Here is a 25,332-nt window from a genome sequence, read left to right as displayed (position 1 = left end):
TCGCAGAAGCTTATTAAATCCACGCTTTCAAATTAACCTGCCTTATAAAATCCTTCTGGCTTTGGCCTTCAGCAGCAGCTGGCTCCGCTTCTGGAGCAGACTCTTCGCCTCTCATTATACGCTTAAACAGCTCTTCATTATGAGTAGCCAGGGCGAAGTCGATCAGCGATTCGCGTTCGATGCGGTCAACCTCTTCTTGAAGCAACACATCCTCCAGCTCCACATCTTCATCTGGCAGCAAAAAATTGCGATTGGCGGCCGGAACGCGCACCACGTAATCAAATACATTGTCAGCATTGCGATCGTAAGCAATTATATAACCATATTCCCCTACGGGAAGATTTTGCTCAAAATGATCTGATATAATAATTACCTTAGTTCCCAAACTAAGCATCGTCTTCACTCCTATCTATCGGACGCTAACCTATAACTATTATCCTACTAAAAAATAGTAGCGGTGTCCAATAGGGATTGAAACTAATGCAATCGGAAGCCGAGAGCGACGCTGTTGCTAGCTTCGTCCCTCCCTGCTATACCAGTTCCAAACCCGCTCCATGTCCCGATATTCCAGTAGCGACACACTATAATCATTGACCGTACCCATTGTTTGCACGCTCAGTGATACAAGATTTTTCCTCTGCTGGGCCCGGCTGCGTTTTAGAGTCATTGCCAAAATTTGTTGTCTGCGCAGCAAATACGTGACCTTGGAAAAATTCCGGCGCCGCAAAATGAGTTGACCCTCCTTAAGCGTTAAGCCCGCCGTTTGATGACATGCCCTTCTCCAGAGCGCAACAAGCGGAAGCAATAGCAGCGACCATAGTCCATTAAGAGGCCAGATGACGATTAACGTTGCACAGATCACAAGCGTGAGAAGAAGCCAGATTCTCATATAATAGAACAACGCCCGCTTCGGTGCCTTAGCCTCGATAGCTGACCACTTCATCTGCGGCACAAAAAGCCCAATCATCTTCTCCATCTCTGTTATGGGCAAAAAGGGATGCAGCATGAGCTGCTCATTTTTGTCGGAAGAAACGACTTGCAGCTTAATTTGAGCGTAGCCTATCCATTGGCGAAGAAGCCCTTCTTCAACGATCACGGACTGCACCCTATCGGGGTCAAACGAATATGCTTTTTTGTTCAACAGCCCATAGGAAACCGATATGCGCTTACCCTCCCGCTTAACAGTAAACCCACTATACTTGATAATATACAAAATTAGCGATAGTGCCCAACCTGCGGCCAATGCAATAATAGCAGCAATTACAATGACGATGATGAAGTAGCCGGGTACGAGGCTTTGCGATTCCGTATACAATTGCTCAAAAAACCGGATTGGGGTAAACTTCTCTAAAAAATCATTGGCAAATGAATAAATACCCGCGATAAAAGCGATCGCCAGTCCTAAATTAAGCGATGTTGCAGCCGCCATCAACAATTGTCCGCTTGTTAAGCGAAAATAAGCGCTATCTCTTGATTCCGCTGAAGGGTGGCCCGAACTTTTTTGAAAAAGAGCATCGACATGCCGTTCGGATACGGAGGCGGCATCACCGCGCAGCTCTACATCAGAGTCGAATGTGTCGGCTTTCTCGAACTCCTCCTGCGAATTTCGCATTATTCCCTCTTCCATAACATGATTGTGACGAGACAGCAGCTGCTGGCGAAGCTGCTCCGCTTCGCCAGCGGCGAGCGCAGGCAAAATGCCATCTGCGGTTTTTCCGCCGCCCGGGGTTTCAATCTTCAACTCCGCAACGCCAAGTAATCGCTGCAAAAAGGGCTGATCTACATTCACCGAATGAATGCGTCCATAATAAATCGTCTTCTCATCCTTGAATAAAACGCCTTTGCGCAAAATGATCCGGTCTTCCTCTACCGTATAGGTGAATGCTCTCCATTCCAGCCATCCGAATAACAAGGATAGCAGCACCAGAGCGGTTGCACCCGCATACCAGTACCATTCCAGTCCGAGCAATCCCGATTTCCTAAGCATTGTAATGATTATGAGCGGCAGTAGTCCTTTAATAAACTGAAACAGCGTAAAAACAACATATACTTTATGCAGTCTTCGCAGATTACTCATGCTGATCATCCACTTTCGCCAGCTGCCCGATTTTCCGCTTCAGCTCCTCGGCTTTTTCCAGCTTGAGCCCTTTAATGCGATGGGTCGTGGCTGCCGTTACAACCGCTACGCTAGCCAGCTTGAACTTCCGCATGAGCGGTCCGCTCTCCAGTTCGACATGCTGGACACGCACCATCGGAACGAGTACATTTTTAATAATAATCAGCCCATATTGCAGCTCAAGCTCCTCCTCAAACAGTTCATATTGAAAGCGACGGTAGCGGAGGCTAGGAACTACCCAAATATCTAATACACTATAAGCCGTAACGACAGCGAGCCCGATCCACAGCGGGATAAGCGTCCACCCTTTCGATATCGCTAAAGCCGCATAACCGCATACGAGCAAATAGCCAATAGCCGCTGCAATGGCTGCTCCCATTCGACTAACCTTAACGTAATCTCTATCGACTCTTTGTGTTAAAGCACGATTCATCTCTCATCCCCCTATGGCAGCACAATAAGCTGCTCTTTCGTGCATGTAAGCTGGCGGGGCGTGCCGTCAGTTATTACATAGCTGTTCTCCACTCCGACAACACCCTGCCCCGGAAAAGTAAACTTCGGCTCGACCGCAAGCACCATTCCAGCAGCTAGCGGCAGATCGAAGCCGCGGGCCAGCACAGGCCACTCGTCTATTTCAAGACCAATACCATGTCCGAGAAACTTGGCCTGATCATGGCCAAAGCCCATATAATGCGCAGACAACCCTGCAGCAGCCGCTTGATCAAGAGAAGCGATATACAGCTCAGAGCATGGCGTCCCGGGAATCATCCCTTTTTCCGCTGCGCGCATCATCTCCTCCGACGTTCGGTAAGCATGAGCAAGCTGCTCTGAAAGCTCGCCAATAACCGCAGTACGCGTCTGATCGATAATGTAGCCGTCAATACAGCAGCCCACATCAATGAGTATAGGCTCATTTCGTCCAATGACTCTGCGGCTAACGCTTTGCGGTGAAGTAGCCCCTAAGCCAAGGCCCCCTGCCGGACCATCAAAATAAGTTGGCACCGCAGCAGCGGCTCCTGACGTGACCATCCCTGTCGCTACTTCCTGATTGTAGCCTCGCATACGCATCAAGCCAATATGCCCGCGAAGCCGCAGCTCATATTCTACTCGCGCTATCCAGGCTAGTTCGGTAATGCCCTCCTTCAATACATTCAAAGCTTCACCTAGCGCCTCGTCTACAGCCTGTGCTGCAGTTTCAATTCGCTTGATTTCCCAAGGAGACTTTATCATACGCTGCCCTCTAATAAGGGCTGAACCGTCCACCAGCTCGCCTGCCCCTGCCGCTTGCAGCAGCTGGTTAAGCTTAAAATAGGTTTGTGCAGGAAGCACATCAAGATCCGCAGCCACAGTAACAGTACTTCCTGACTTAAACAGCTGTGGAAAACGCTCTGCGAGCGTCTGACCGAATTGGCGGAATGAGCCTAATGGCTCTACAGCAATTAGCGTTTCCAGTCTTGCACGCTCTAGGCTGCGTTTGACAAAAAATACGGGCATGCCTTCGGCTGGAACAAAAGCATAGCCATTTTGCATCGAGCCTGTGTAATAATACAAATCTATATTTTGCGTAAGCAGCATGCCGTCAATGGCCTTCTTGCCCAGCTCCAGCTGAAGCTTGCTTATGCGCTCATGAACCAAGTCATCCGGTATGTCTCTAGTTATCGTTGTCTTATCCATCGCTTTGCTCAACTCCCAAAATCATTTATCCCTCCCCTTCATTAGAACAATTTTACAAAAGGCAGTCAACTGCAAGGCAGCTGCCGCAAGCATTTTTATGATCAACATCTCCCTCTATAAAGTATTAAAAATTAAAAGTCAGCTCGGATACGCCTTTAATTGTCCATTCAATTGGCTTAAGCACTGTGAACACCCTCGGGTTCACAAGTTTTATAATCATCACAACTCCCGGGCGGTACAGCGTAGCCTCATAACTGAACTCTGCATTTACATATTGATAAGGAAAAGTATGCTCACCGTTAATGACCTCGAAGACCATAACTTTAACCGGCTCATGCAGGAAGGAGCTGCCAAGCGGTTTTCCTGCCGAATCAAGCTGCAGGTTGCCTTGCAAATAGCGGCTTGCTGCCGCTTCAGCCGTTATCGGATCAATGCGGATGACACCGTCTCCCAAAGCTGCTTTATCGACCTGCTGTGCAGCCGCATGAACGGCACGGTTTAGTGCATGCTTGCCCTGAAAAAGCGTCTTCATCGCAATCTCCTCATCCGTCTGCATAACGTGAAGCATGAGCCACATTGTCATCATCAGCACAATTATTGTCAGCTTATACATAGCATAACTCCCTGTCGCCTGATCAAGGTACATATTCGCTCATCTTGATGCCTGTAGCGCGAAGCCTGCCATTTTCATCAGGTGACTTCACTCCGATTAAGCGATCCAATTGAAACAGTCCCTCATAGGGATAGCTAAGCAGAACAATCAATCCTGTCCCGCGCAGCAACGGCATAGTAGAATTGGTTGCCTGCTCTCCATTATCGGATGCCACCTCAAAATTCAGCGCTTCCGGCTTCATTCCAAACTTCGCCAGCCGCTGCCGCGATTGCTCGACCATCTCCGGACTGATGTAGCCATGCTTGCCGCTCGCCCCGATTTCCAATAAATAATCGACCTCCTGCTGCAGTACAGCCTGCCTAACAATGAGCACATGTTTATAAATAGGCGAGAACATCAGCCAGCATAAAATCGTTGCAAACAGCACAAATACTAAAATGCTCTTCATGGGCTCATAGTCCTTATATAGCTGCTAGTGGCATCACCTGAACGTTCGAGCTGTTTGTTCATTCCCTGATCCCCTTCTGCAATACCAGAGTAAATCATAACAATCGTTACAAGCAGCAAGATGGCTGCCAGCAGGCTTCGCATCGTCTTCCCTCCATTCCTACCGCTATAAACGGCTTGCAAATTACTGCAGCAGCTTGCTGATTTTTTCATTGGCAGCGTCTCCTTGCGACTGGATTTGGCTGCTGGTGCCCGTTGTATCTTTAGCAATAATGCCATTGAAAAGCAAAATAACGACAACTAACAGCATGACGGTCATTAATATATTGCGCATTATGAATTCACCTCCTTGTTATGTGGCGGCTGCCAAGTCTTCAGCCCAATGATGCGAACAGCTTCTGTCCCTCCATCACCCATGGATAAATGAATACTTGAAACGTATACAAAATAGGAACGCCCGCGAGCATAAAGAGCAAATACGATGTTGTCTCCTTGCGGCTGTCCTTGGCAAGCTCCAGCTTCTCCTTATACTCCTGAATACGGTCGCGCAAAAGCATATAATATTCCTCGCTGTCATCTATGCGAAGCGAAGCAATGGTCTCTACAAAGCTCATGCCGTCATCTGTTCCCATTCTAAGCTTGAATTGACGTAATGCCTGTTCGGCATCGTGATACCATTCCGCCAGCAATCGCTCCAAATCGCCGCGAAGCGTACTCGTATACGGAATGCAGCGCGATAGCTTCGTATGAATATGCAGCGACGAATCGGCCAAATAAAGCAATTGATTGCTTATTACATAAATCTCCTTCGTCATGCGTTCTGATCGAAGCTTGCGCAGCATTCGCAGCCAAGGCAAATCCCACACCAGCATAATCCAGCAAAAAACGAGCCCCGAGGTAAAATAGGCTATTGTGCTGCCTTGACCCATGCCCGCACTGACAGGTACGCCTATGGAAATGCCTATCATCAATACGATGAGCAGCAATTTGCGTGCAGCTGCGTACCAACTGGCATCTGCCTCCACCCCGCATCCGGCGAGCAGCATTTCACGGTCAATGTATGATTGCTGTTCCCTTGAGAGCCTAAGCTTGCTGAGCCAGCTATCTGATATTTTTCTCGAACGCCAGTTGATTCCAGTGAGATGCAGCCAGCGCGGCTTCCTTTGCGGCAGCAGCCTAAGTATAGCGGCCACTGCAATAAATCCGAATATAAACTGGGCCGCAATTGCTCCAGTACGCACGCCGCCTTCCACCCAATGATGCATCGCAGCCTCGCCTCCTTTTCAGCTTGCAAATACGCAGTTCACAGCCGCTTACATTTTTTTTCGAGATAACCATAGTCCCATTAGGAAGGAGGCAAAAATGAGCAGCAGCGCATTTAAAAGCATATCTCTGCCCTTTGGGTCGAGAACGTAATAGTAGTAGGCATTCTGCTCGTTATAATGCAAATTGATGCCAATAAATAAAGCCAGAAACAATACCGGTGTAAAATTGGCTATTCGGATTTCCAACAGCCGGTTACGTTCCTGCTCATTCGCGCGGCGCGCTTTGCGCATGTCCGTCAGCAAATCCTTGAGGCCATCTGCCATCGGCACGCCTTCAGCAAGCGCAACCCGCAAAATATTAGCGAAGTAATCCGCCCACGTATGCCCAAGCGATGCAGCAAAAATCCGCAAACTGGCTTCATCATCACCACGTACAGACAAATTGCGATATAATTGCTCAAAAACGGCTTTCATCGGGCCGAGCAGCCGTCTTTCATCAACCGTTCGCTGCAGTGCTGCCCTCACTTGCATCCCTCCGGTTACTAGATAACACTGGTAAAACAGCTCAATGGCGGGCAAAAATTCGACCTGTGTCTGCATTTGACGCTGGACGAGCAGCGCCCGCAGCACCGTATACGGTATAAAGCCCAGTACAAACCCGAACAGCAAGGTGCCTTTTACCGTCTGAAAAAACAATCCGCCAGCCGCCAGCCCAATCAGCAGCAGCAGTCCCGACAAGCATAAAAATGCCAAAGGCTGCAGCTTAATCTGGAGTGCCTCCAATAAATCAGCAAGCGGGCGATAAAGCTTGTCCAGCCGCTGCAGTCGCTGCTCCAGAAGGTGGCGGAACCGCCCTCGCTGCCGATAAGCCAGTCTCGCTAAACGCTCATGCCTTTCCATCCACATGACAAGCAGCGCAGCAAGCATAATAAACAAAAATAAAAACAGCAGCGCACCGCCTCCAAAAACGTACAGCCTAGTCAAAAAACAAACCTCCCCTCGCCAGCTTCCTCATCGCTCGCTGCGAAGGCCGCTGCGGATATTGCCACTGCTCCAGCACTTCATCATAAACCGCCCAATCGCGTACCTTTACCTCGTTGTCAGTCCAGCCTATTTCAGCAAGGCGCGATACGATACGCCGGCCCTTGATGTTGCGCATTTCAATTCCAATCTCCACTACATACTCAGCAATCCGTTTTGTCAGCCGTTCTGGGTTCATGCCTCGCCCATCCAGCATGCACATATCGGTGATCGCCTCTGGCACATCCTCAAGCGTACTTGCATGCACGGTTGTCATGCTGCCGGAATGTCCTCTTGTGCAGGCTCTCACATAAATGTTCGCATCGCTGTCCCTGATCTCCGCATGCACGATGCGCTGCGGAGATTGCCTGAGCGCCAATTTGAATGCCCGGCTGGCGCGGTGCTGCGGATCATCCTCGTCGGTTTCGTATTCAACGATATTTTTTGCTGGAAAATCTCTTCCGAGCATCATTTCGAAGCGCCCTTCAATAGTAATGATTCTCTCCTCATCCGGCAGGCTGGCAATTAGCGCCTTCATTAGGTGGGTTTTTCCGGAATTCGTCGGTCCAATGATAATGAGGTTGAATCTTGCCTGCAGCACAGCTTGCAGCATTGAAAGCATCGCTCCACTTATCGTTTCGTATTCCGGCTCGCAAAGTACAGGCAGACCGAAGCTTTTTACAGTAAAAAAGCGAATCGTCAGCGTTGGCTTCGAGGTGAAGCCGAATCCTGTCATCGTGACGCGCGAGCCGTCGCTAAGCATTACTTCCGCCCAGCGCTTGCGCGGGGTGAACCGATCGTTGTTATACAGCACCAAATTGCTCTGGATGCGTTCAACATCGCGAACACTTGCAAATTGATGCTGAGACATAACGGCCTCGCCACTGCGGACCTCATAAATTTGCGTGCCTACGACCTGCACTTCCTCCAGCCCATCCTTATGCTGCAAAACCAGCTCCAATACATTCAGCCCAATAACCTCAGCGAATAGGGCCTCAGCAAGTGTTTGGTAGGGATGATGATAACCATCTTGATTATGAATGCGCAATCGCCGCAGCCGATCATTAATGACCGCATAAATCTGTTCCCGTTCTGGCATAAAGCCAAGCACAGCCCGGTTCAATGTCTCATTGTACTGTCTGCGCTCCTCATCATTCAGTCCGCGCGGCGCCGCCAAAAAAGCTTTCATCTCATCAGCGAGTCTGTCAAAATCCGCTTCATGTGACGCAGCAGGCAGCTCCGGTTCTCCGGCTTCCCCCTCCTTGCTTCCAGTCACCCCCACTCTCAACTGGGCTGAATAATCGAAAGGAGAGAATCGGCCATTCCCCGCCCTCAAGAGCGGGCCTCATTACGATGCGAGAGCAGCTTGCGGTACCAAGGCTGCAGCTTAAAAGCAGGTGCCACCGTTCGAATGCCATATCTCTCCATTAGCTGCTGCGATGGTTTTTTCATTGCCGCTCTGCCCACTTGATCTTCCCCCAGCCATTGGCCAAGCTTTCCGCTGTCCAAATGTATTAACGTATCCTTCGTCATTTGCATTTCACCCAGCTTCACCGTGCCCATTTCCTTGCAAATATCTTTCATTCGATACCCTCCTCTGCCCCATGGGGGCTGTATAATAACAGTATTGTATTGGTCAGCTGTTAAGCCGAATAACGGGGAAATTTGTGTTATCCATCGTTTCCCATCCTCCTGAAAATGGGAAAGCGCAGCCGTCGTAACCACAATTCGCGTGCTCGCCAGCCGTAATGCACAAACGGTAGCTGCATTATCCCAATAAGCGCTAACATCCATAAAAAGCACCTCAAAGGTTTGCTCTGCAATATGGATTAAGTGCTCAGCCTCCTCGGGCGTGAAAAATTCGGCCTGATCACGCACGACATTGCCGAACAGCACTCGTAAATTCCCTCTTCCTTCAACCTTATGCATAGCACTCTTCAATCTTCCTGGTGTCAGCGAGCCGGATTGCAGCTCAGGCCGCAGCTTGTCGAGTGTGCTTTGCGGCTCCTTGATGCCAAGGTAGCGATGGAGCTTCGCGCTCTTAAGATGCAGACATAAATACCCGACACGAAGGCCGCTGGCTTCGGCCATTCGGTACGCTGCGGCAAAAGCAGCTGTCGTAGTCCCAATATTAGGCGTCGTTCCAACAAAGGCAATGAGGGGTATTCGCTGCTCCATCAAGGCTGTTCCTCCTTAGTCTCATCCACAACATTGAGCGATTCCGGGCTGAAAGCTATGACAAGCTTATGGCTCCCATCCTTGCAATAGCCATCGATTTCGAGCCACTGCCTCTCGGTCAGATTGAGGTTGATATAATCAATCATGCCATTGGCCTCACGTCGCGAGGCGTACATCTTTTCCTTATCCCCATCCGCTAAGGAGAGCAGATTCGGATCTTCCATATTATCGATTTCAACATTTCCTGAAGATTTGACTGACGCTACTGTAACAGCCAGATCGAACAAGCGACCGGAGTCTTCTCCTTCACCGGATAAATAAAGCACGACCTTATCCCCGGCACGAATGCCGTTAGAAATGGAACGTACATAATCCCGCGGAATTTGAAAGGTCGATTCGCCGCTGCCCGGCAGCAGGTGAAAACGATCGATTTTCCAATCGAGAATCGGTTCCTGCGTGCCTAGCGGCACAATCGTCTCCATTCCAACAGCAGTCGCAACCTCCAGCAGCATTCCATTGTCATAAGCCGCTTTCGGCACATACCGATAGGCGAGATCCCCTGCCATTAAAGTCACCCCAGCATCAATAAAGCGCTTGGGTACGACGACGGCAACCATCTCTTGACGCTGCAATTGCAGCTGCTGAATCTGAAACAGGCCGTATACAAGCGCACCCGAGAGGAGCGCAGCCAGCACACTTATCCAAATATTCCTTTTTCTGTTCATCCCTTCTCCCTTCCGAGCCATTAGCAGACAACAAAAAAAGAACGCAGCAGCAGCCTGTAAAAGGCTTAACTACTAGCGTTCTTCGCTAAGTATTGCTCATATACAATTGGATTGTTCCTTGATTAACCACATAATAGCAAAGGAAACATTTCTTGTCCATCTATTTTTAAAAAATAAATTTTCACACGCCGCTCATGCACAAATGCGCTCTCCTACAGCATCAACGATGCTATAAAAAAGCGCATTTATACAGGATTTAGCCCGTTAAGAAGAAAGGCCTGACGGCGTCCTTTCTATAAGACGCCATTGTTTAAAAATCAATCAGGCCCACACTAATCAGCAGCGCGTCATCAACTTTACGCATCGTTTCATCGTCCAAATGCGTAATTTTGTCGGTTAGCCGCTGTTTGTCGATCGTTCGAATCTGCTCAAGCAGAACGACGGAATCCCGGTCAAAGCCATGTGCAGCCGCGTTCATTTCTACATGTGTAGGGAGCTTCGCCTTCTGAATCTGCGCGGTAATGGCCGCCACAATGACGGTCGGACTAAACCGGTTGCCGATATCATTCTGAATGACAAGAACAGGCCGCACTCCTCCCTGCTCCGATCCGACGACAGGTGACAGATCAGCAAAGAACACGTCTCCACGTTTTACGATCAAGCTCTACACCCCGCTTACAAGACGGCCGAGCGTGTGATCAGCCTCTACCTCCGCTTGAAAAGCTTCCGAGGCCATGTTCAAGTTGATTTTAGCCATCTCCAGATACCCACGCTGCATGGACTCGCGGATTTGCCGTTTCTTTCTTTCCACAAGGTACAGCTTCATAGCCTGCCTAATAAATTCACTGCGGTTAGAGTTCTCCTTAGCTACGATACCGTCAACCTCCTCCAGTAAATGATCCGGCAAGCTAATCATGATCCTCTTGGTGTTCTGCACATTGGCCACCGAACAAGCACCTCCAAAACTTTTCCACAACCTTTAATACACATTATTGCAATAATAAGGTCCCTCTATACTTCAACATATCTATGTCAGCGATATATCAAATATGCTGTACGAACATGACGTACTTTAGCGTCTTTAAACCCGACCTAGCATTAATTCGAGACAAATGGTGAAATCCCTCTTTTTTTGCGTAAAAATGGCATTTGAAATTTTTCCCGCACGCTTATGCTGTCAAATTAAAGGATTTACGACGGATAGCGCCTTTCCGTCCTTCATATAGACACGCGGTACACGAGCGGCCAGCATGCAGGTGACCTCATAATTAATCGTGCCCAAGTGCTTTGCAACCTCTTCTACAGAAATCCGCGCATTGCCCTGCTCGCCAATGAGTACGACCTCTTCACCTTGCTCTACGGCTTCTCCAGCTTCCGTCGCCGCTGCATCAAGCGCAACCATGCACTGATCCATGCAAATCGTACCGCGGACAGGAACCTTTACGCCACGGACGAGCGCTTGCGCTTTGCCTGTGAGCATCCGGCTAAAGCCGTCGGCATAGCCAATCGGGAGCGTGCCAATCCGCTCCTCGCCCTCTGTCACATAACGTGCGCCATAGCTGATGCCCCAGCCTGAAGGTGTATTTTTCACCATAACGATCTCCGTCTTGAGCGACAATACGGGCTCCAACTTCAGTTCATCGTGGCGCACCTCATCCGACGGGTAAAGGCCATACATACTGATGCCAAGCCGCAGCATATTGCCCGCAAGCTGCGGCGTATCCATGCCTGCAGCGCTGTTCGCCGCATGAATGATCGGAATCGGCAGCTCGTGCTGCTCCACATAACGAACAATTTCCTGAAAGCGCTCATGCTGCAAAATCGTATAGCTTTTGTCATGCTCATCCGCACGAGAGTAGTGGGTAAATAAACCTTCGACTTCAAGCTGGGGAACGGATAGCGCCTTTTCGATAAAAGGGATAGCCGCATCCGCTCCAATGAGCCCAAGCCGTCCCATGCCGGAATCCACTTTAATATGAACCTTTAGCTTATGGTTAAAATGATCCTCATCCGGAGCTGGCAGCTTGGACGCTGCCTCCAAAACATCCTCACGAAACAAGGCTATCGTTATGTCATGCTTTCTTGCAAGCCACAGCGCATCCGCCGCAACATAGCCGAGTACCAATATAGGGATGGAAATGCCTGCCCGTCTCAGCTCCAATGCCTCATCTAGAAAAGCGACCCCTAAATAATCGACTCCGCTGCTTGCAGCTTCCCGTGCAATTTCCACCGCTCCATGGCCATAAGCATTGGCTTTCACAGAAGCCATCAGGCGTACGCCCTCGCCCATATGCGCTCGAAACACGCTTAAATTGCGGCGCAGCGCATCCAAAGAAATTTCTACCCGTGTTGGGCGATAATACCCCTCCAAGTCGTTCACCTTCTCCTTATCCGGCAGCCCCATACATTAGGGCCAGTAAACATCAATAGTAATAATGTTATACGTTGCCGTCAGGACTGTCAATGAAATGACCGCCGGATTTGATTAGCACGTCTTGGAAATTCAGGGAGATTCCTATTTATCGACACCAGATTGCACGGATTGGGCAATTTTGATCATTTCGGTTTCTGGCAGCGCGGCGCTTGTCAGCCTGAATTGATCGCCTTCATAAGTCCAACTGAGCGTTTGCTGCTCGGCTCCTGAGGTGAGCTCGCCCCACGTAAAGCCAAGATCCACCAAGGTGCCCGGTACGAGCGAAGCTGCTTGATCATGCGGCTGAGTCTGAATGAGCGAGAAGTCGTAAACGCCTGTATAACGAGTCAGCTGTCCAGGATTCCCAGCGAACTCCACATCACTGCTGTCTTTCCAAACGACGCCATCCGGCAAATAAGTCGGAGCCATCGTCAGGAACACGCCATCATTCGGCAGCGCACTTGTCTCATTGGCTTCCTCACCCGCATTCGAGCTGCCATCTGTATTTTGATCTGTACTCGCATTTTGATCACTGCCGGTGTTTTGCTCCGAATTGGCTTCTGTATTTGCATTACCGGAAATGTCTGTGCTGCTGTCCACATCGTTCTGCCCGCCTGCGTTATTGTCTGAACCAGCAGCTTGATTATTGTTTGTGCCATTGTTATTGGCATTATCCTCAGGCATAGCAGAAGTCGCTTGGTCGCCTGTGCCGCCGCTCGATGGGGTCGACTTCATGTTGGCTTCTGTCTCGAATACACTTTTATCGAATTTTGAGCCAAATTCAAAGGTATTAAACTGCACCTCGACCATAAGCGCAGCATTGGCATCGCTGACCTCGACATGGACTGGCTTGTAGCTTGACTTGTCGAGCCATATCTTTTGCCGCGCCAATGATCCATTATTGTAATTTGCCATGACGTCGAAGACGTAGGCACTTTCTTCAGAAGCAAATTGGCGCGAGTTATCAAGCAGAATGCTCTGCACAAGCGTCTGGTACAAATAAACCTGGCCTTGATTTTGCGGCCAATCGCTTTGGAAACGGAACACTTTATTGAGGCGTGGCGTCAGGACGAAAACGCCATCGTCATTGCGCAGTACAATTTGGGTAATGTCTTTTTCTTCATTAGTTAGCTTAATGCGATAATATTGCGGCTTCTGATAAGATACTTCAACCTTGTAGGTAAGCGGCTGTTGTCCCGTATGCAGTGTCATTGTCCCGCTTCCTTGATAGCTTTCAAGCCCATGTACTACCTTGTCCAGATCCTTCACCACGGACTCGGCATCCTTCGTCCCGCAGGCAGCCAATACGAGTGAAAAACATAATATCATTGCCGCGGCCCATGTCATGCGACGCATTAAAATCATCCCCTCTTCACAATGTTTTGCCATCTGATTCATGTGTATGAGATAACTTGGACATTTATGCGGACTAGTTTGACAAGCTGGCTGTGAAAACGAAACAAAGCTTCCCCGCCATTTGTCGCGTTGATGCCCGTCTAAAGGCTAGTATGCTGAACGGACTGTGGTCCGTTACGTAATCTCGCGGAGCACCTTACAATAAGGACATAGACGAACACGGGAAAGGATGAACGATATGAAAAAATTATTTCGCTCAACTACGGACAGTAAGCTGACTGGTCTGTGCGGAGGTTTAGGACAATGGCTTGGCATTGATCCTACTATTATAAGATTGCTTGTTGTTGTTGCCTCACTTTTCAGCTTAGGTGCTGTCATACTTGCGTATTTCATTGCAGTATTGATTGTTCCAAAAGCTCCGCAAGGCGATTTCAGATTTGCTGATCACTACTAAAACTAATTTTGAGGAGAGATGATAGAATGGGAATTTTACAGCGTGTATTTAGTATGACGAAGGCAGCGGCCAATGAGATGTTAGATAAAATGGAAAACCCCGTGACCATGCTTAACCAATATTTGCGGGATCTGGACGAGGACATCGCAAACACTGAACGGGAGAGCTTGCATCAGCAAGCGCAAGAGCGTGTTTTAGAAGCTACGCTCACTGAGCTGCAGCAACAAGCCGACTACTATGAAAGCAAAGCAGAGCAAGCGGTAGCAGGTGAACGCGAGGAAGAGGCCCGTGCTGCACTTGAAGCTAAACTAGCTTACGCCGATCAGCGCGAAGAAACCTCAAAGCTGGCTCAGCTAGCCAAGCAGAGCGCGTTTGAGCTCGGTCTTCGTCTCGAATCGCTTAAGGAAGAAAAAATCCGGCTGCAGGAAAAACGCAATGAACTCATTCTGCGCCTGAAGAAAACAGACGGGGCCACTGGCTATTCATCAGGAGATTCGTTGCAGGGAAGCTTCGCATCCCGAGGTTTTGACCGCATCGAGCAGAAGCTGATGGAACGGGAAGCACAGCAGGAGTTGTCTAAGGACCCCTATGGTGCGGGTCGTGGCACGGCAGTTAATACCCAGCAAAACGAGCAGCAAAGCGCAAGAGTAGAGGAAGAGCTGCAGCGGTTATTGCAGAAAAAATCTGTCAGCTAAGCATAAACGGCTCTCGCCGTCCTCTGGCGGCAAAGCTACCGTTTCGAGGGTGAAATATAAACAGGAGCCACTCCTTTAGCAGTCATACTGCTTTCTGAGTGGCTCCTGTTCTTTTTTACGGGCAATGTCCGTTATCCTCTTGAACGCCTTAGTCTCTTCCACAGCTGCTCAAAGCTTCGGTAAATCCATTTGGACTCCTTCGTAAGCAAAGGCCCTAGCACAGCTAGAATTAGGACGTACAGTACAGCAAATGATTGAATGGAGGCCATCAAGCCGCCCGCTTTGCCGATGTTCGCCATAATGATGGAGAACTCGCCTCGGGAAACGAGCGTAAAGCCTACATTAAGCGACGCCTTTGGCGTGATGCCTGAAATACGGCCCGCCAGCATGCCTGCTGCAAAATTTCCAATCAGCGTCAAAACGACCGCTATCAGCGTCATCCCTACCGCACCGCCCAAGGAGGCAGGCTCAATCGTTAATCCGAAGCTAAAGAAAAACAGCGCCCCGAAAAAATCGCGAAAGGGCAAAATCTGCTGCTCGATCCGCTTTACATGCCTAGATTCGCCCAGTACAAGCCCGATCATCAGCGCTCCGATTGCCTCTGCCACATGCAGCGTTTCCGAGAAGCCTGCGACAAGAAACAGCAGCGTCATAATCATCAGTAGAAACAGCTCTGACGATTTAATATTAAGCGCAAAATCAATATATTTAATAATTTTCCTGCCAATAAATAAAAATACAACGATGAATGCCAGGGCGGTCAAAGAGATCAGCAATACGCTCCAGAATGAAGAGGCGCCGCTCAAGATGAGTCCCGTCAAAATCGAAATATGCACCGCAATGAACAAATCATCAAACATGATCATGCCCATAATGATTTCCGTTTCCGGGTTAGCGGTTCTCTTTAAATCAACTAATACCTTTGCCACAATTGCAGTTGATGAGCTAGTCATAATACCGCATACGACTAGCGTTTCTTTGATGGGTAAGTCCCCAATCCAGCCAAGCAGCAGTCCTGATAGAAAATTCAGCGCTACGTAGAAGGAGCCGCCTACGATTATCGCTTTTCCTGATTTCAACAGCCGCTTCACTGAAAACTCCAGCCCTAAATAAAACAGCAAAAATAAAATGCCTAAACGTCCCATGAATTCGATAAAGGAGGAGCTCTCAATAAACCGCAAATCAATAATCCAAAAATGCGGCGCATGCGGTCCAACAGCCATTCCAATTAATATATAAAAAGGAATAACCGAGAAGCGAAGCTTCGCTGAAAGCAAGCCTGTCAGCGTAATGAGCGCCAGTGCCATCCCGACTTCAAATATGAGCGTCTCCATGGGCTAAAGCATCCCATTCAGCAAAAGTTTTTTTAATTGGTTCAGTTGAATGCGTTCACCTGCCACGACTAAGGTTACCCCTGGCGTAAACACGTATTCCGCGCCGGGATTAATATGCTTGGTCTTATCCTTCTCGACTACCGCTAGTATGGTCGCACCGGTCGTTTTGCGGATATCCATCTCGCCAATCCGTTTGCCCACACATTTGGATAATGGCTCCAGCCGAATCCATTCGATAACTAAGCTATCTAACGCTATTTCCTGGTTTTCGAGAAATTTCGGCTTATAGGTGATGCCTGCAAGGATAGCCGATACGACTCTGGCTTCCTCGTCGTCAAGCGAAACCATTGACCGCATCTCATCAGGCTCATCAGCATCCATGTGAAACATATCCCGTCTTTCATCATTATGAACGACAATAACCAGCTGCTCCCCACCGCGGGTGCGCAGGCTGTATTTTTGGCCAATACCCGGCAGTTCAGATTCTCTAAGATCCACTTATAGCTCCTCCTCCCCGGGAAGATGTGTTTTCTGCATCCGTAATGGAGGTGACACTGACACGCATTGCGCCAGCTGGCGTCGTTACAGAGATCAGCTCACCAAGACGTGCGAGCAGCAATTGCCTGCCAACAGGGGATAGAAACGAAATCAGGTTTTCGTCTGGATTTGCCTGCTCAGGCATCACAATGGTAAAAGAATCCTTCGTATCAAATTCAGGATATTCAATCGTAATATGGCTGCCAATAAGCACCATGGATTGAAGCTTTTCTTCCATTAGTACGTCCGTTTCCGAGAGAAGCTCTTGCACGACCTCCGTATACAAGAATAGAAATTGGTCCATCTCCATACGCTCTTTCCCTTGCATAACAAAATGGGCGTCGAGGAAACGTTTCTTCTCGACACCTAACACGGCAAGCTGCGCCATCAACTGTTCTTGTGCATAGGACATTCCGATACTATGGTTCATAGTAGACCTCACTCCCTATGCGCACATTACTGATTTCACACAAACAAAAAACCGCTTTTTTCATACTGCTCTCCTCCTAAAATAATATAAGGCCTCTTCGTCAGAGGCCTTATAACAAGCTTACCAAACAAATAATATATGTCCAGCTATTATTTAAATCTAGTGTGACAAGCTATGCTTTTTTAATACGGGAAAAGAGGTTGTACAGACGGTTGATTTCGTATAAACTACAATTGATAACAATTCTCATTTAATACTGGTAAGCTAAAGAATTAATCTAGCGCTATGCTGTTGAAAAATATAAATATAGAAGCTTCTTTACAAAGGAGGGGCGAAATATGAGAAAACCAGCTTCAGCCCTGCAAACGGGCAGCAGTTGCAGCTATTGGAAAAGGCAAGCCGCCACGGCGGATTTCGAGCAGCAAGCACCTGCTTTGAGCGATAACGATAATTGGCCTTCGGAATCCAAAGCCATGATCGACCGGACCATCCATTATATGAATGAAAAATATGCAGAAGGCATGACAAGGCAGAAGCTGTCCTCCATTGCAGGCATGAGTCTATGGCATTATTCCCATCAATTCAAGCATTGGGTTGGGCAAAGCCCCATTGATTATTTGAACCGCATCCGGATCAACAAAGCGAAGGAGCAATTGCTTCATTCAAATATGCGGATTAAGGAAATTGCAGAGCAGGTCGGCTTTGAAGATGAGTTCTATTTCAGTAGAAAGTTTAAAAAAGTGGCCGGCATAACGCCAAAACAATATGCCAATTGGACAAAAACACGAATAGCTTCCTTTTCATTTCCCTATGCGGGACATTTGCTCGCTTTAGGCATCATTCCGTGTGCCACACAGGTTGATCCGCAAAGGGACGTGCACCGCCATGCTTTTTTTCAGCATATTCCCTACCCGCTTAGACGCTCCAAACGAATGGAGCCGGACCTTGTGGACTATAATCGCAGTGCGCTTCAGCAGGCAAGACCCGAGCTCATTTTATGCGATGATATGGTGAATGAGCAGATTATAGGCTCAATCGGTAAAATCGCCCGTACCGTCGTCATTCCTTGGCTGGAGCTAGATTGGCGACAGCAGTTCAGGCAAATTGCAGCTCTACTTGGTAAAGGAGAGGCTGCCGAATACTGGCTTGCCGATTATGACCAGAAGGCGGCCTGCGCTGGAGAACGGGTCCGGAAGCTTTTTCAAGGAGAGACCATTTCCATTATTCATCTCATGCAGGGACATATCGTTGTGTATGGAAGACGCAATGGAGGGGCTGTTTTATATGAGGATTTAAAATTAAACTGCCCCTATGATTCAGAAAATATATCGATTTTGCACGCGATTAAAGAGCAAGAGCTACCTATTTTTACGGGAGATCGTCTGCTGCTCATTATTGATTCTGACCAAGCATCGCAGCATGTATGGCGGCAGCTTCAGCATAGCCGCGTGTGGAAGCAGCTCAAGGCTGTAAGGGCGGGAAATGTGCGGCGAATACAGGAATGCCCCTGGCTGGACTATTCCCCTTTTGCCCACAATCTCATGGTAGAGCAGGTAGAAGGACTGTTTAAAATGAACTAAACACGAATGTCCATGTTTTGCGAAGCGGCGGGAGCGTATAATACGTTTTGATCATGATAAGCCTTAACATTATTTTCAAAACGGAGGTTTCAAGATGTATATGTACCGTCATTCCTTCCTGTCTGTTGCCCTTATTGCTGCTATTCTGCTGTTGTCAGCTTGTGGGAACAGCTCGGGAAGCGGGCAGCCGTCCAGTTCAGCTTCTAACACGGTCTCAACTGCTTCGCCATCTACTTCTTCATCGGAAGCTGCTTTTGAACCACAAGCACTCAAGGTCATACATCCTTTCGGCACAACTGAGCTTCCAACGAGCCATGAGCGGATTGCTTCGATTAATCTAGAGGATATGCTGCTCGCATTAAATGTCCCTATTGTATTTGGAATGTCGATTGGCGAAGGTTATTATTTAAACGATCGGCTTAAAGAGCAAGGAGCCGCTTTGGAAATTTGGGGAGATAGCCTGAATCTCGAAGCGATTGTTGCAGCTCAGCCGGATTTGATTATTGCAAGCACCGCGATTATGCAAGAAGGTTATGACAATCTTTCCAAAATCGCGCCAACCATCGTATATGATCGTGAGGATTGGAAAAATTCGCTTACAGCCATCGGACAAACGTTAGGTATAGAGGATCAGGCCCAAGCGGTAATCAGCGCTTATGATACGAAGGCTGCCGATGCCAAAACAGCTCTGAATCAACTGCTAGCGGAAGGCAAAAGTGCTGCTTTCATCCGCATGACCGCTAAGGATTTCCGTGTTTATTTCCCTAATTATGTCGATGAAAAAACACAAATCGAATGGCCAACCTATCCCGGTGTTCTATACAATGAGCTAGGAATGAAGCTTGATGCAACCGTCCAGCAATGGCACAAGGAACAGCCGAATTTTCAAAATGCGACGATTTCACTTGAGATGCTGCCCGAATTGCAGGCTGACTACTTATTCGTTACGCTCGGCGGAGCCGGCAGCACGGATGAGGAAATCAAACAGGCGAAGGAAAGCTTCAGCACGATTGAGCAATCCGCTGTGTGGAAATCGGTGCCAGCCGTTAAAGCGGCCCATGTCATTTTCGTAAATGCAAGACATTGGATCAGCTCAGGCCCTCTGGCGAACAGCATGAAAATCGATGATGTTGTGGCAGAGCTGGGTTCATCTAATTAAATAGTCTAGCTAACAGGCTATAAAAAAAGCCGAACACCTCATCTTTATGGGGGGTTCGGCGCTTTTTTGTGCTGAAATCACTCGGCAGGCCAAATTAGGATTTTCTAAGAAGGCATCTGCTAATGTCAATAGATACACTTTTTCAAAATTTCCTGTTTCCCCAATATGACTTTTTAAATCGCTGTTTAAATTAAGGTGTAACTATATTCGATTATTAAAAATGAGGACGATAAAGTCGATATACATACTAAAATGGTAAACAGAGAGGAATTAAACCTAGCATGACGTTAAGCCAAAGTCGAGTGCCACATTACATAAAACAATTTGCCTGCATTGGTTCTGCCTGTGAAGATACTTGCTGCGCTTGGTGGGGGATCAGTATTGATAAACATACCTATATGAAATACCAATCGGTCACTAACACCAAATTAAAAAGCAAATTGAAACAAAACTTATCCATTAAACTGCAGGGTAGCGTTCAAGATTATGCTGAAATGCAGTTGAACCCGAATACAGGTGATTGTTCTATGCTTGATCAAGGAATGTGCTCTATTCAATTAGAGCTTGGTGAATCATACCTGTCCCAAACTTGCCGAACCTACCCCCGTGTCATTAATCAGGCAGGCAATGCCTTGGAAATGACAGCACAGCTTTCTTGCCCCGAGGTGGCCCGATTAGTATTGCTTGACGAGCAAGCGATGGAATTTGTAGACATCGATCTCGCTCACATCGGCTCCGTCACGTATAAACATAAAGCAGTTGCTACTCTGGATCAAAATCGCCCGGGGTTCTACTTTCCTGAAATACGCGAGATGATGATGGAAATTATGAAATATCGGGAATTCAGCCTGCCCCATCGCCTTATTCTGCTTGGTGTTTTCTGCGATAATGTCAACTTTCTGATGGATGAGAAAAAATATAAGGAGCTGCCTCAATTATGCGTTCAATTCCAGGAAGAGGTTTCCCACAACGATGAGCTGCGCAGTTATGATGTGTATCCGCTAGATCCTGTTTTTCAACTGCAATATTTGAATAATTATTTGATGGACATTTTGGATGCCACGATATGGAATGTCCGCTACAGGGAATGTATTCATGATTATAAACAAGGAATGACGCGAAATGGAAGTTCATTGGAAGCCATTGCAGGCGCCTATAATTACTCTTACGAGCATTATTACAAGCCATTTATGGATCAGCATGCGCATGTTTTGGAAAACTTCATTTTGAATCATTTACACAGCCGGATGCTTGCGGAAATGCATGTGAACATCCCCGTTTTTGACAGCTATCAAATGCTGGTCGCAGAATTTGCATTAATCAAACTGCATCTTATCGGAATAGCTGCGCACCATCAGAAATTAACCGAGGAGCTGACCGTAAAGCTCATTCAATCCTATACTAAAAATTATGAACATACCGCGCTGTTTCTTAAAAACATCCTCGAAGATTTTAAAAAGCATGGCTATCATACACTGGGTTTTATGAGCCTGCTCATTAAAAATGACTAAAATAAAAAGTTCCGAACCTCCGCTGGAAGGATCGGAACTTTTTTATTTAGAGGTCGCTGTTCAAAGGATCGTAACGCACAAATACCGGAAAATAGCGCGGAGCCATTGTAAAGCTAAACTGCTGCTCCGCATTGTCCTTATAAGTAACAGTGTAATCACCAAGGTTGGTATCATAAACAATTTTCAGAAAGGTAAAATCGCTGCTCGCGTAATGAGAGCGCACATAATAATGGGAAGCTGCCTTAGCCGCATTTTCCTGAAACGAGCTTGTATTAACGAGTAAAATAAGCAAGGCCACTATGACTGTTGAAAAAAGAATAAAACGCTTGTACTGCATGTTACGCCTCCGCTTAAGCTCATGTAACGATTACGCGAATGTGCTTGTAATATCATTCCATTGCGACAGATCAGGCAGCTTCTGTGCTCCCCAATATTCAAGAAACATTCGAACAATCTCGCCTTTATCCGTCGTTTTGTAATCATAGTGTTTAAAAGAATCATCGGCATACACGAACCGGATTTCCACAACGAAGCCGCTCATGCCTTCCCCTTCGGTTGCGGCCTGCAAATAGATGCTGTTTTCCAGCGGCATGCTCGGCTCAAGCACGATAAATTCCTCATGATCCGGTTCAAATGCATATATGATATCCGTGATCAGCGACGCTTCAATCGCTTCTTTCTTAAATTCCGCATGATCCGTGATCAGCTTATATGTCAGTTCTGCTTTCCCCATAAAAGCACCTCCCAGCCAAGGCCATTATGCCCTGGAACTCAAAAAACATGATTTCACAATTGTATCATACGTCTATAACCCGATAATATCAGTCTGCCGACTGATTATTGACCTCAGCCATGCCAATAGAACTAGCTTTTACAATCTTGGGCGACACATCAGCTAAGCTGTATTAAAATTAAGCTAGTCCATTTTTATGGAAGGAGCCCTCAGATGCTTGATTTTACTAACAGCAATAACCGTTGCCTACCTGGAGCGTTGTTTCACTTGCAGACGGTTCAGGTCATTACTGGCTCTGCCGTGCCGCTTCATCTAGGAAACTCCGCTCGCAGCTACAGCCTGATTTTAATGCAAGCAGGCGCATGCAATCTTCTCACTGATGATGGAGAGCTGCTGCTTGAAAACAGCGGCTGTTTGCTGCCGCCCGGCACTGTTACTGCCATACATGCTGTCAATTCCCTTCCTTTCCATTGCACCATCATTTGCTTTACTACCAGCGAACAGCTAAACCACGACACATTGCCCACCAAACGGACTTCACCTGAACAGCAATGGTCTACTGAGCTTGCCCATGAGCATGCAGATGAGCTTGCTCCTTATTTCGGCAGGCTATCTGCCCAGCAAACCAAGCAGGTGCTGCCGCTTGCTGATCGACTCTATACTGCTATTGAACCGCCATATCCTCTAGCGTTAGCAGCCAGATTGCAATGCCACTCTCTGCTATATGAGCTGCTGCTTATCCTTATGGATACACATGCTCCTGATAAGACTGGCGAAATAATGACATCAGCGGAAGCAGCAAGCCTTACAGCAGCCTATATAAACGACCACTACAAAGAGCCGCTGTCCAGGCAGCAGCTTGCTGATATGGCTGGGCTCAGCCCGTGGTATTATTCCCAGCTGTTCAAACAAGAGCATGGTGTCAGCCCTATGGATTATCTAGTCAACATCCGCATGCGCCACGCGAAGGAAATGCTGCTGCTGTCCAAGCATAATCTAGAGCATATCGCTCAGCAAAGCGGTTACAGCAGCGAGTATTATTTCAGCCGGATTTTCAAGAAAAAGCTGGGTCACGCCCCTACGGTATATATGAAAAACACGGAACAGCGATTAGCCAATTTATGTTATCCCTTTGATGGACACTTGATGGCACTTGATATGAACAGCTACGCATCGCATGTAGATATGCTGGCTAACCATCGAAGCACCTACTTTCATAAAATCAGCTATCCGTTAGCCAGTGGCACAGATCCAGAACGGAATTTGCGTATTTTGCGCCAAGCCAGTCCTTATCTCATCGTCAGAGAAAAAAATCAAATGCTGCAAAACGATGAGCATCTTCGCTCTATCGCTCCCGTATTCGAAGTATGCTGGGAGCTCGGCTGGCGCAAGCATTTACAGGAAATTGCCGGTGTGCTGCGCCGGGAGAAGCATGCCGAGCAGTGGTTAGAAAGCTATGAACAGCAAGCAGCAAGCGTACGCCGCAAAGCTATTCAGACCTATGAAGGTGCTACTTCTGTCATTCTCGTCATCTACGAGTCTGAGCTATATTTATACGGCAGGCGAAATACCGGAGATGTGTGGTTCAACGATTTGCAAATGCGTGCTCCTTTTCCACTCGAACATCTGCCGTTTAAAGAGAAAGAAACGACGCTTGAGGAGCTCACGCAATGGGATGCGGATATCATTTTGCTGCATATTTATGAAGATAACCTTTCCCAGAGCTATGCCCGAATGCTTCAGCAGGACCCCCGATGGCTTACGCTTAGCGCGGTGCGAAAGCAGCGGGTCTTTCCACTGCAAGGGCCAGCGTGGCGTGAATATTCCGCCTACTCTCATATGCTTATGCTTAAGCGATTTGACCAAATACTAAGCGCCAATTAAAAGTCAAGCACCCTCCTCCGCACATTTGTGCGAAAACATCGCTCAAACAGCTATGGAGGTTCTCCAAAAAGCGTGCTATCTTTGATAACTGTATTGAGAACTTTTATCAAATGGAGGGTAACGTATGAACGCTGTAAGATTAAACAAAGAGATTGGAGCCGCTTTGCTGCTCCTTATGTGCATGCTGCTCGCCGCTTGCGGAAGCAACGCAACAAATCAAGGAGTTGATCCTTCAGCCATTCCTTCAGCTAATACAGTGGAGAATAAGGAGGAGGTCTCGGCTGCGCCAGGCGGGAAGGAAATTAAACATTTAATGGGCGTTACGCAGATTCCTGCTAAGCCGCAGCGCGTATTCGTCATGCAAAATGAATATGCCGATCATATGCTGACCATTGGCGAGAAGCCATATGCCATTTTGGTCACTCCACAATATAATGATAAACTGCTGCCTTATATTGCAGACAAGCTTGAAAATGTTGAGCTCGTAAAGGGCGGCAGCGAAGGGCTGAACCTGGAGGAAATACTTGAGCTTAAACCCGACCTCATTCTTTCCGGGAAAGCTGTAGGCGAACAAGCATACAACGAGCTTTCGAAAATAGCGCCTACTGTGGTGCTCGGTGTTCCCGACCGCAGCGAGACCGCGTCAAAGGATCCTAATGCCGGCCTTGTCGCCGATGACTGGCAAATCGATTTGATGAAGGTCGCCGAAATTTTCGGCAAGGAGGATATAGCGAAACAGGAAATCGCTAAGCTCGGCGAGAAGCTGCAGGCAGTGAACGCTGAAATTGCCTCCTTGCCAAGCAAAAGAATCGCTTATATTCGCGTGCGTGACAATGAGCTGCAATTGTATGGGACAGAGGGCCATCCGCTTAATTATTTATTGTTCGACAAGCTTGGCTTCCAACCATCAGCCCTTTCTCAAGTGGATCGCATTGATTTATCACAGGAAAAAATTCCTGAGCTTGGCGCAGATTATATTTTTATGCAAGCAGACGGTGCTGATGGCGAGAAGCTGATGGGAGAAATCACGCAAAGCTCACTGTGGCAAAACGTCGAAGCCGTCAAAAAAAATCAGGTTTTCATTCCTGAGTATTGGCTTTACTTGAGCTGGGGCAAGCTCGGCCGGGAAGCGATCATCGATCAAATTGTTGGGTTTATTAAATAAAACATGATGAGTGAACTATTGGAACAAGAGCCTCGGCAAGATG

At 47.8% G+C, this 25,332-nt stretch carries 29 protein-coding genes; 7 read left to right on the top strand and 22 right to left on the bottom strand.

What is annotated here, in order from left to right; genetic code table 11:
* Positions 1 to 13: 13 nt before the first annotated feature.
* The 17 genes from AC50YG_RS25710 to AC50YG_RS25630 form a co-directional block, all read right to left on the bottom strand.
* The gene (locus tag AC50YG_RS25710) at positions 14 to 394 is read right to left on the bottom strand and encodes an ATPase (RefSeq protein WP_341279276.1); all 381 of its coding nucleotides are present in this window, start codon (positions 392 to 394) and stop codon (positions 14 to 16) included.
* Positions 395 to 511: 117 nt separating this feature from the next.
* On the bottom strand, positions 512 to 2,077 hold the full coding sequence (locus tag AC50YG_RS25705) for a PH domain-containing protein (protein ID WP_494830946.1): 1,566 nt from the start codon (positions 2,075 to 2,077) through the stop codon (positions 512 to 514).
* Positions 2,070 to 2,549 (bottom strand): PH domain-containing protein, encoded by a 480-nt coding sequence (locus tag AC50YG_RS25700; protein WP_473758836.1) that lies wholly within the window; start codon positions 2,547 to 2,549, stop codon positions 2,070 to 2,072. The genes AC50YG_RS25705 and AC50YG_RS25700 overlap by 8 nt, the downstream gene beginning before the upstream one ends.
* Positions 2,550 to 2,560: 11 nt before the next feature.
* The gene (locus tag AC50YG_RS25695) at positions 2,561 to 3,790 is read right to left on the bottom strand and encodes a M24 family metallopeptidase (RefSeq protein WP_494830944.1); all 1,230 of its coding nucleotides are present in this window, start codon (positions 3,788 to 3,790) and stop codon (positions 2,561 to 2,563) included.
* A 124-nt stretch (positions 3,791 to 3,914) separates the two neighbouring features.
* On the bottom strand, positions 3,915 to 4,403 hold the full coding sequence (locus AC50YG_RS25690) for a hypothetical protein (RefSeq protein ID WP_473758839.1): 489 nt from the start codon (positions 4,401 to 4,403) through the stop codon (positions 3,915 to 3,917).
* Positions 4,404 to 4,425: 22 nt separating this feature from the next.
* Positions 4,426 to 4,851, bottom strand: coding sequence for a hypothetical protein (locus AC50YG_RS25685; protein ID WP_494830942.1), 426 nt, complete (start codon positions 4,849 to 4,851; stop codon positions 4,426 to 4,428).
* The gene (locus AC50YG_RS25680) at positions 4,848 to 5,063 is read right to left on the bottom strand and encodes a hypothetical protein (protein WP_494830940.1); all 216 of its coding nucleotides are present in this window, start codon (positions 5,061 to 5,063) and stop codon (positions 4,848 to 4,850) included. Before AC50YG_RS25680 ends, AC50YG_RS25685 begins: the two co-directional genes overlap by 4 nt.
* Complete coding sequence (locus AC50YG_RS25675; protein ID WP_200931697.1) at positions 5,035 to 5,184, bottom strand: hypothetical protein; 150 nt, start codon at positions 5,182 to 5,184, stop codon at positions 5,035 to 5,037. The genes AC50YG_RS25680 and AC50YG_RS25675 overlap by 29 nt, the downstream gene beginning before the upstream one ends.
* A gap of 40 nt (positions 5,185 to 5,224) precedes the next feature.
* The gene (locus tag AC50YG_RS25670; RefSeq protein WP_494830938.1) at positions 5,225 to 6,115 is read right to left on the bottom strand and encodes a hypothetical protein; all 891 of its coding nucleotides are present in this window, start codon (positions 6,113 to 6,115) and stop codon (positions 5,225 to 5,227) included.
* 48 nt (positions 6,116 to 6,163) lie between these two features.
* The gene (locus tag AC50YG_RS25665; protein ID WP_494830936.1) at positions 6,164 to 7,099 is read right to left on the bottom strand and encodes a type II secretion system F family protein; all 936 of its coding nucleotides are present in this window, start codon (positions 7,097 to 7,099) and stop codon (positions 6,164 to 6,166) included.
* On the bottom strand, positions 7,092 to 8,471 hold the full coding sequence (locus AC50YG_RS25660; RefSeq protein WP_494830934.1) for an ATPase, T2SS/T4P/T4SS family: 1,380 nt from the start codon (positions 8,469 to 8,471) through the stop codon (positions 7,092 to 7,094). Before AC50YG_RS25660 ends, AC50YG_RS25665 begins: the two co-directional genes overlap by 8 nt.
* Complete coding sequence (locus AC50YG_RS25655) at positions 8,468 to 9,313, bottom strand: CpaE/TadZ family protein (RefSeq protein ID WP_494830932.1); 846 nt, start codon at positions 9,311 to 9,313, stop codon at positions 8,468 to 8,470. Before AC50YG_RS25655 ends, AC50YG_RS25660 begins: the two co-directional genes overlap by 4 nt.
* Positions 9,313 to 10,038, bottom strand: a complete 726-nt coding sequence (locus tag AC50YG_RS25650) for a CpaB family protein (RefSeq protein ID WP_494830930.1) — start codon at positions 10,036 to 10,038, stop codon at positions 9,313 to 9,315. Before AC50YG_RS25650 ends, AC50YG_RS25655 begins: the two co-directional genes overlap by 1 nt.
* Before the next feature lie 310 nt (positions 10,039 to 10,348).
* Positions 10,349 to 10,699: a type II toxin-antitoxin system PemK/MazF family toxin gene (locus AC50YG_RS25645; RefSeq protein ID WP_046233824.1), complete on the bottom strand. Its 351-nt coding sequence runs from the start codon at positions 10,697 to 10,699 to the stop codon at positions 10,349 to 10,351.
* 3 nt (positions 10,700 to 10,702) lie between these two features.
* The gene (locus tag AC50YG_RS25640; RefSeq protein WP_046233825.1) at positions 10,703 to 10,984 is read right to left on the bottom strand and encodes a CopG family ribbon-helix-helix protein; all 282 of its coding nucleotides are present in this window, start codon (positions 10,982 to 10,984) and stop codon (positions 10,703 to 10,705) included.
* Positions 10,985 to 11,215: 231 nt separating this feature from the next.
* A complete protein-coding gene (gene alr / locus AC50YG_RS25635; RefSeq protein ID WP_494830982.1) occupies positions 11,216 to 12,409 on the bottom strand; it encodes an alanine racemase in 1,194 nt (397 codons plus the stop codon).
* A 144-nt stretch (positions 12,410 to 12,553) separates the two neighbouring features.
* On the bottom strand, positions 12,554 to 13,807 hold the full coding sequence (locus tag AC50YG_RS25630; protein ID WP_494830927.1) for a LolA family protein: 1,254 nt from the start codon (positions 13,805 to 13,807) through the stop codon (positions 12,554 to 12,556).
* Positions 13,808 to 14,045: 238 nt separating this feature from the next.
* Here AC50YG_RS25630 and AC50YG_RS25625 point away from each other — a divergent pair, with 238 nt between their 5' ends.
* Together AC50YG_RS25625 and AC50YG_RS25620 are read left to right on the top strand one after the other, a co-directional pair.
* The gene (locus tag AC50YG_RS25625; protein WP_046233828.1) at positions 14,046 to 14,261 is read left to right on the top strand and encodes a PspC domain-containing protein; all 216 of its coding nucleotides are present in this window, start codon (positions 14,046 to 14,048) and stop codon (positions 14,259 to 14,261) included.
* A gap of 26 nt (positions 14,262 to 14,287) precedes the next feature.
* Positions 14,288 to 14,956: a PspA/IM30 family protein gene (locus AC50YG_RS25620; RefSeq protein WP_494830924.1), complete on the top strand. Its 669-nt coding sequence runs from the start codon at positions 14,288 to 14,290 to the stop codon at positions 14,954 to 14,956.
* A 131-nt stretch (positions 14,957 to 15,087) separates the two neighbouring features.
* Here the strand turns inward: AC50YG_RS25620 and AC50YG_RS25615 are convergent, their stop codons facing one another.
* The 3 genes from AC50YG_RS25615 to AC50YG_RS25605 are packed head-to-tail and all read right to left on the bottom strand — an operon-like array spanning position 15,088 to position 17,257.
* The gene (locus AC50YG_RS25615) at positions 15,088 to 16,290 is read right to left on the bottom strand and encodes a cation:proton antiporter (protein WP_341279290.1); all 1,203 of its coding nucleotides are present in this window, start codon (positions 16,288 to 16,290) and stop codon (positions 15,088 to 15,090) included.
* A 3-nt stretch (positions 16,291 to 16,293) separates the two neighbouring features.
* Positions 16,294 to 16,788: a cation:proton antiporter regulatory subunit gene (locus AC50YG_RS25610; protein ID WP_494830922.1), complete on the bottom strand. Its 495-nt coding sequence runs from the start codon at positions 16,786 to 16,788 to the stop codon at positions 16,294 to 16,296.
* A complete protein-coding gene (locus AC50YG_RS25605) occupies positions 16,778 to 17,257 on the bottom strand; it encodes a GreA/GreB family elongation factor (protein ID WP_494830920.1) in 480 nt (159 codons plus the stop codon). The genes AC50YG_RS25610 and AC50YG_RS25605 overlap by 11 nt, the downstream gene beginning before the upstream one ends.
* A gap of 338 nt (positions 17,258 to 17,595) precedes the next feature.
* Between AC50YG_RS25605 and AC50YG_RS25600 the strand changes: the two genes are divergently transcribed.
* The 3 genes from AC50YG_RS25600 (at position 17,596) to fliB (ending at position 21,507) form a co-directional block, all read left to right on the top strand.
* Positions 17,596 to 18,837, top strand: a complete 1,242-nt coding sequence (locus AC50YG_RS25600) for a helix-turn-helix domain-containing protein (protein ID WP_494830918.1) — start codon at positions 17,596 to 17,598, stop codon at positions 18,835 to 18,837.
* Between the two features lie 94 nt (positions 18,838 to 18,931).
* The gene (locus tag AC50YG_RS25595; protein ID WP_494830916.1) at positions 18,932 to 19,996 is read left to right on the top strand and encodes an ABC transporter substrate-binding protein; all 1,065 of its coding nucleotides are present in this window, start codon (positions 18,932 to 18,934) and stop codon (positions 19,994 to 19,996) included.
* A gap of 281 nt (positions 19,997 to 20,277) precedes the next feature.
* Positions 20,278 to 21,507 carry a flagellin lysine-N-methylase gene (gene fliB, locus AC50YG_RS25590; protein WP_494830914.1) on the top strand — a complete coding sequence of 410 codons (1,230 nt, stop codon included), beginning with the start codon at positions 20,278 to 20,280 and terminating at the stop codon, positions 21,505 to 21,507.
* 46 nt (positions 21,508 to 21,553) lie between these two features.
* Here the strand turns inward: fliB and AC50YG_RS25585 are convergent, their stop codons facing one another.
* Positions 21,554 to 21,844 (bottom strand): hypothetical protein, encoded by a 291-nt coding sequence (locus tag AC50YG_RS25585; RefSeq protein WP_494830912.1) that lies wholly within the window; start codon positions 21,842 to 21,844, stop codon positions 21,554 to 21,556.
* 30 nt (positions 21,845 to 21,874) lie between these two features.
* Entirely contained in the window at positions 21,875 to 22,240 is a 366-nt protein-coding gene (locus AC50YG_RS25580; RefSeq protein WP_473758872.1) for a hypothetical protein, read from the bottom strand.
* A 213-nt stretch (positions 22,241 to 22,453) separates the two neighbouring features.
* Here AC50YG_RS25580 and AC50YG_RS25575 point away from each other — a divergent pair, with 213 nt between their 5' ends.
* Entirely contained in the window at positions 22,454 to 24,124 is a 1,671-nt protein-coding gene (locus AC50YG_RS25575; RefSeq protein WP_494830910.1) for a helix-turn-helix domain-containing protein, read from the top strand.
* Positions 24,125 to 24,248: 124 nt separating this feature from the next.
* Positions 24,249 to 25,289, top strand: a complete 1,041-nt coding sequence (locus AC50YG_RS25570) for an ABC transporter substrate-binding protein (protein ID WP_494830908.1) — start codon at positions 24,249 to 24,251, stop codon at positions 25,287 to 25,289.
* The last annotated feature ends 43 nt before the right edge of the window (positions 25,290 to 25,332 follow it).

Source organism: Paenibacillus sp. J31R34, assembly GCF_059383715.1.
Note: the sequence above shows the minus strand (reverse complement) of the source record. Positions and strands in the feature narration are given on the sequence as shown.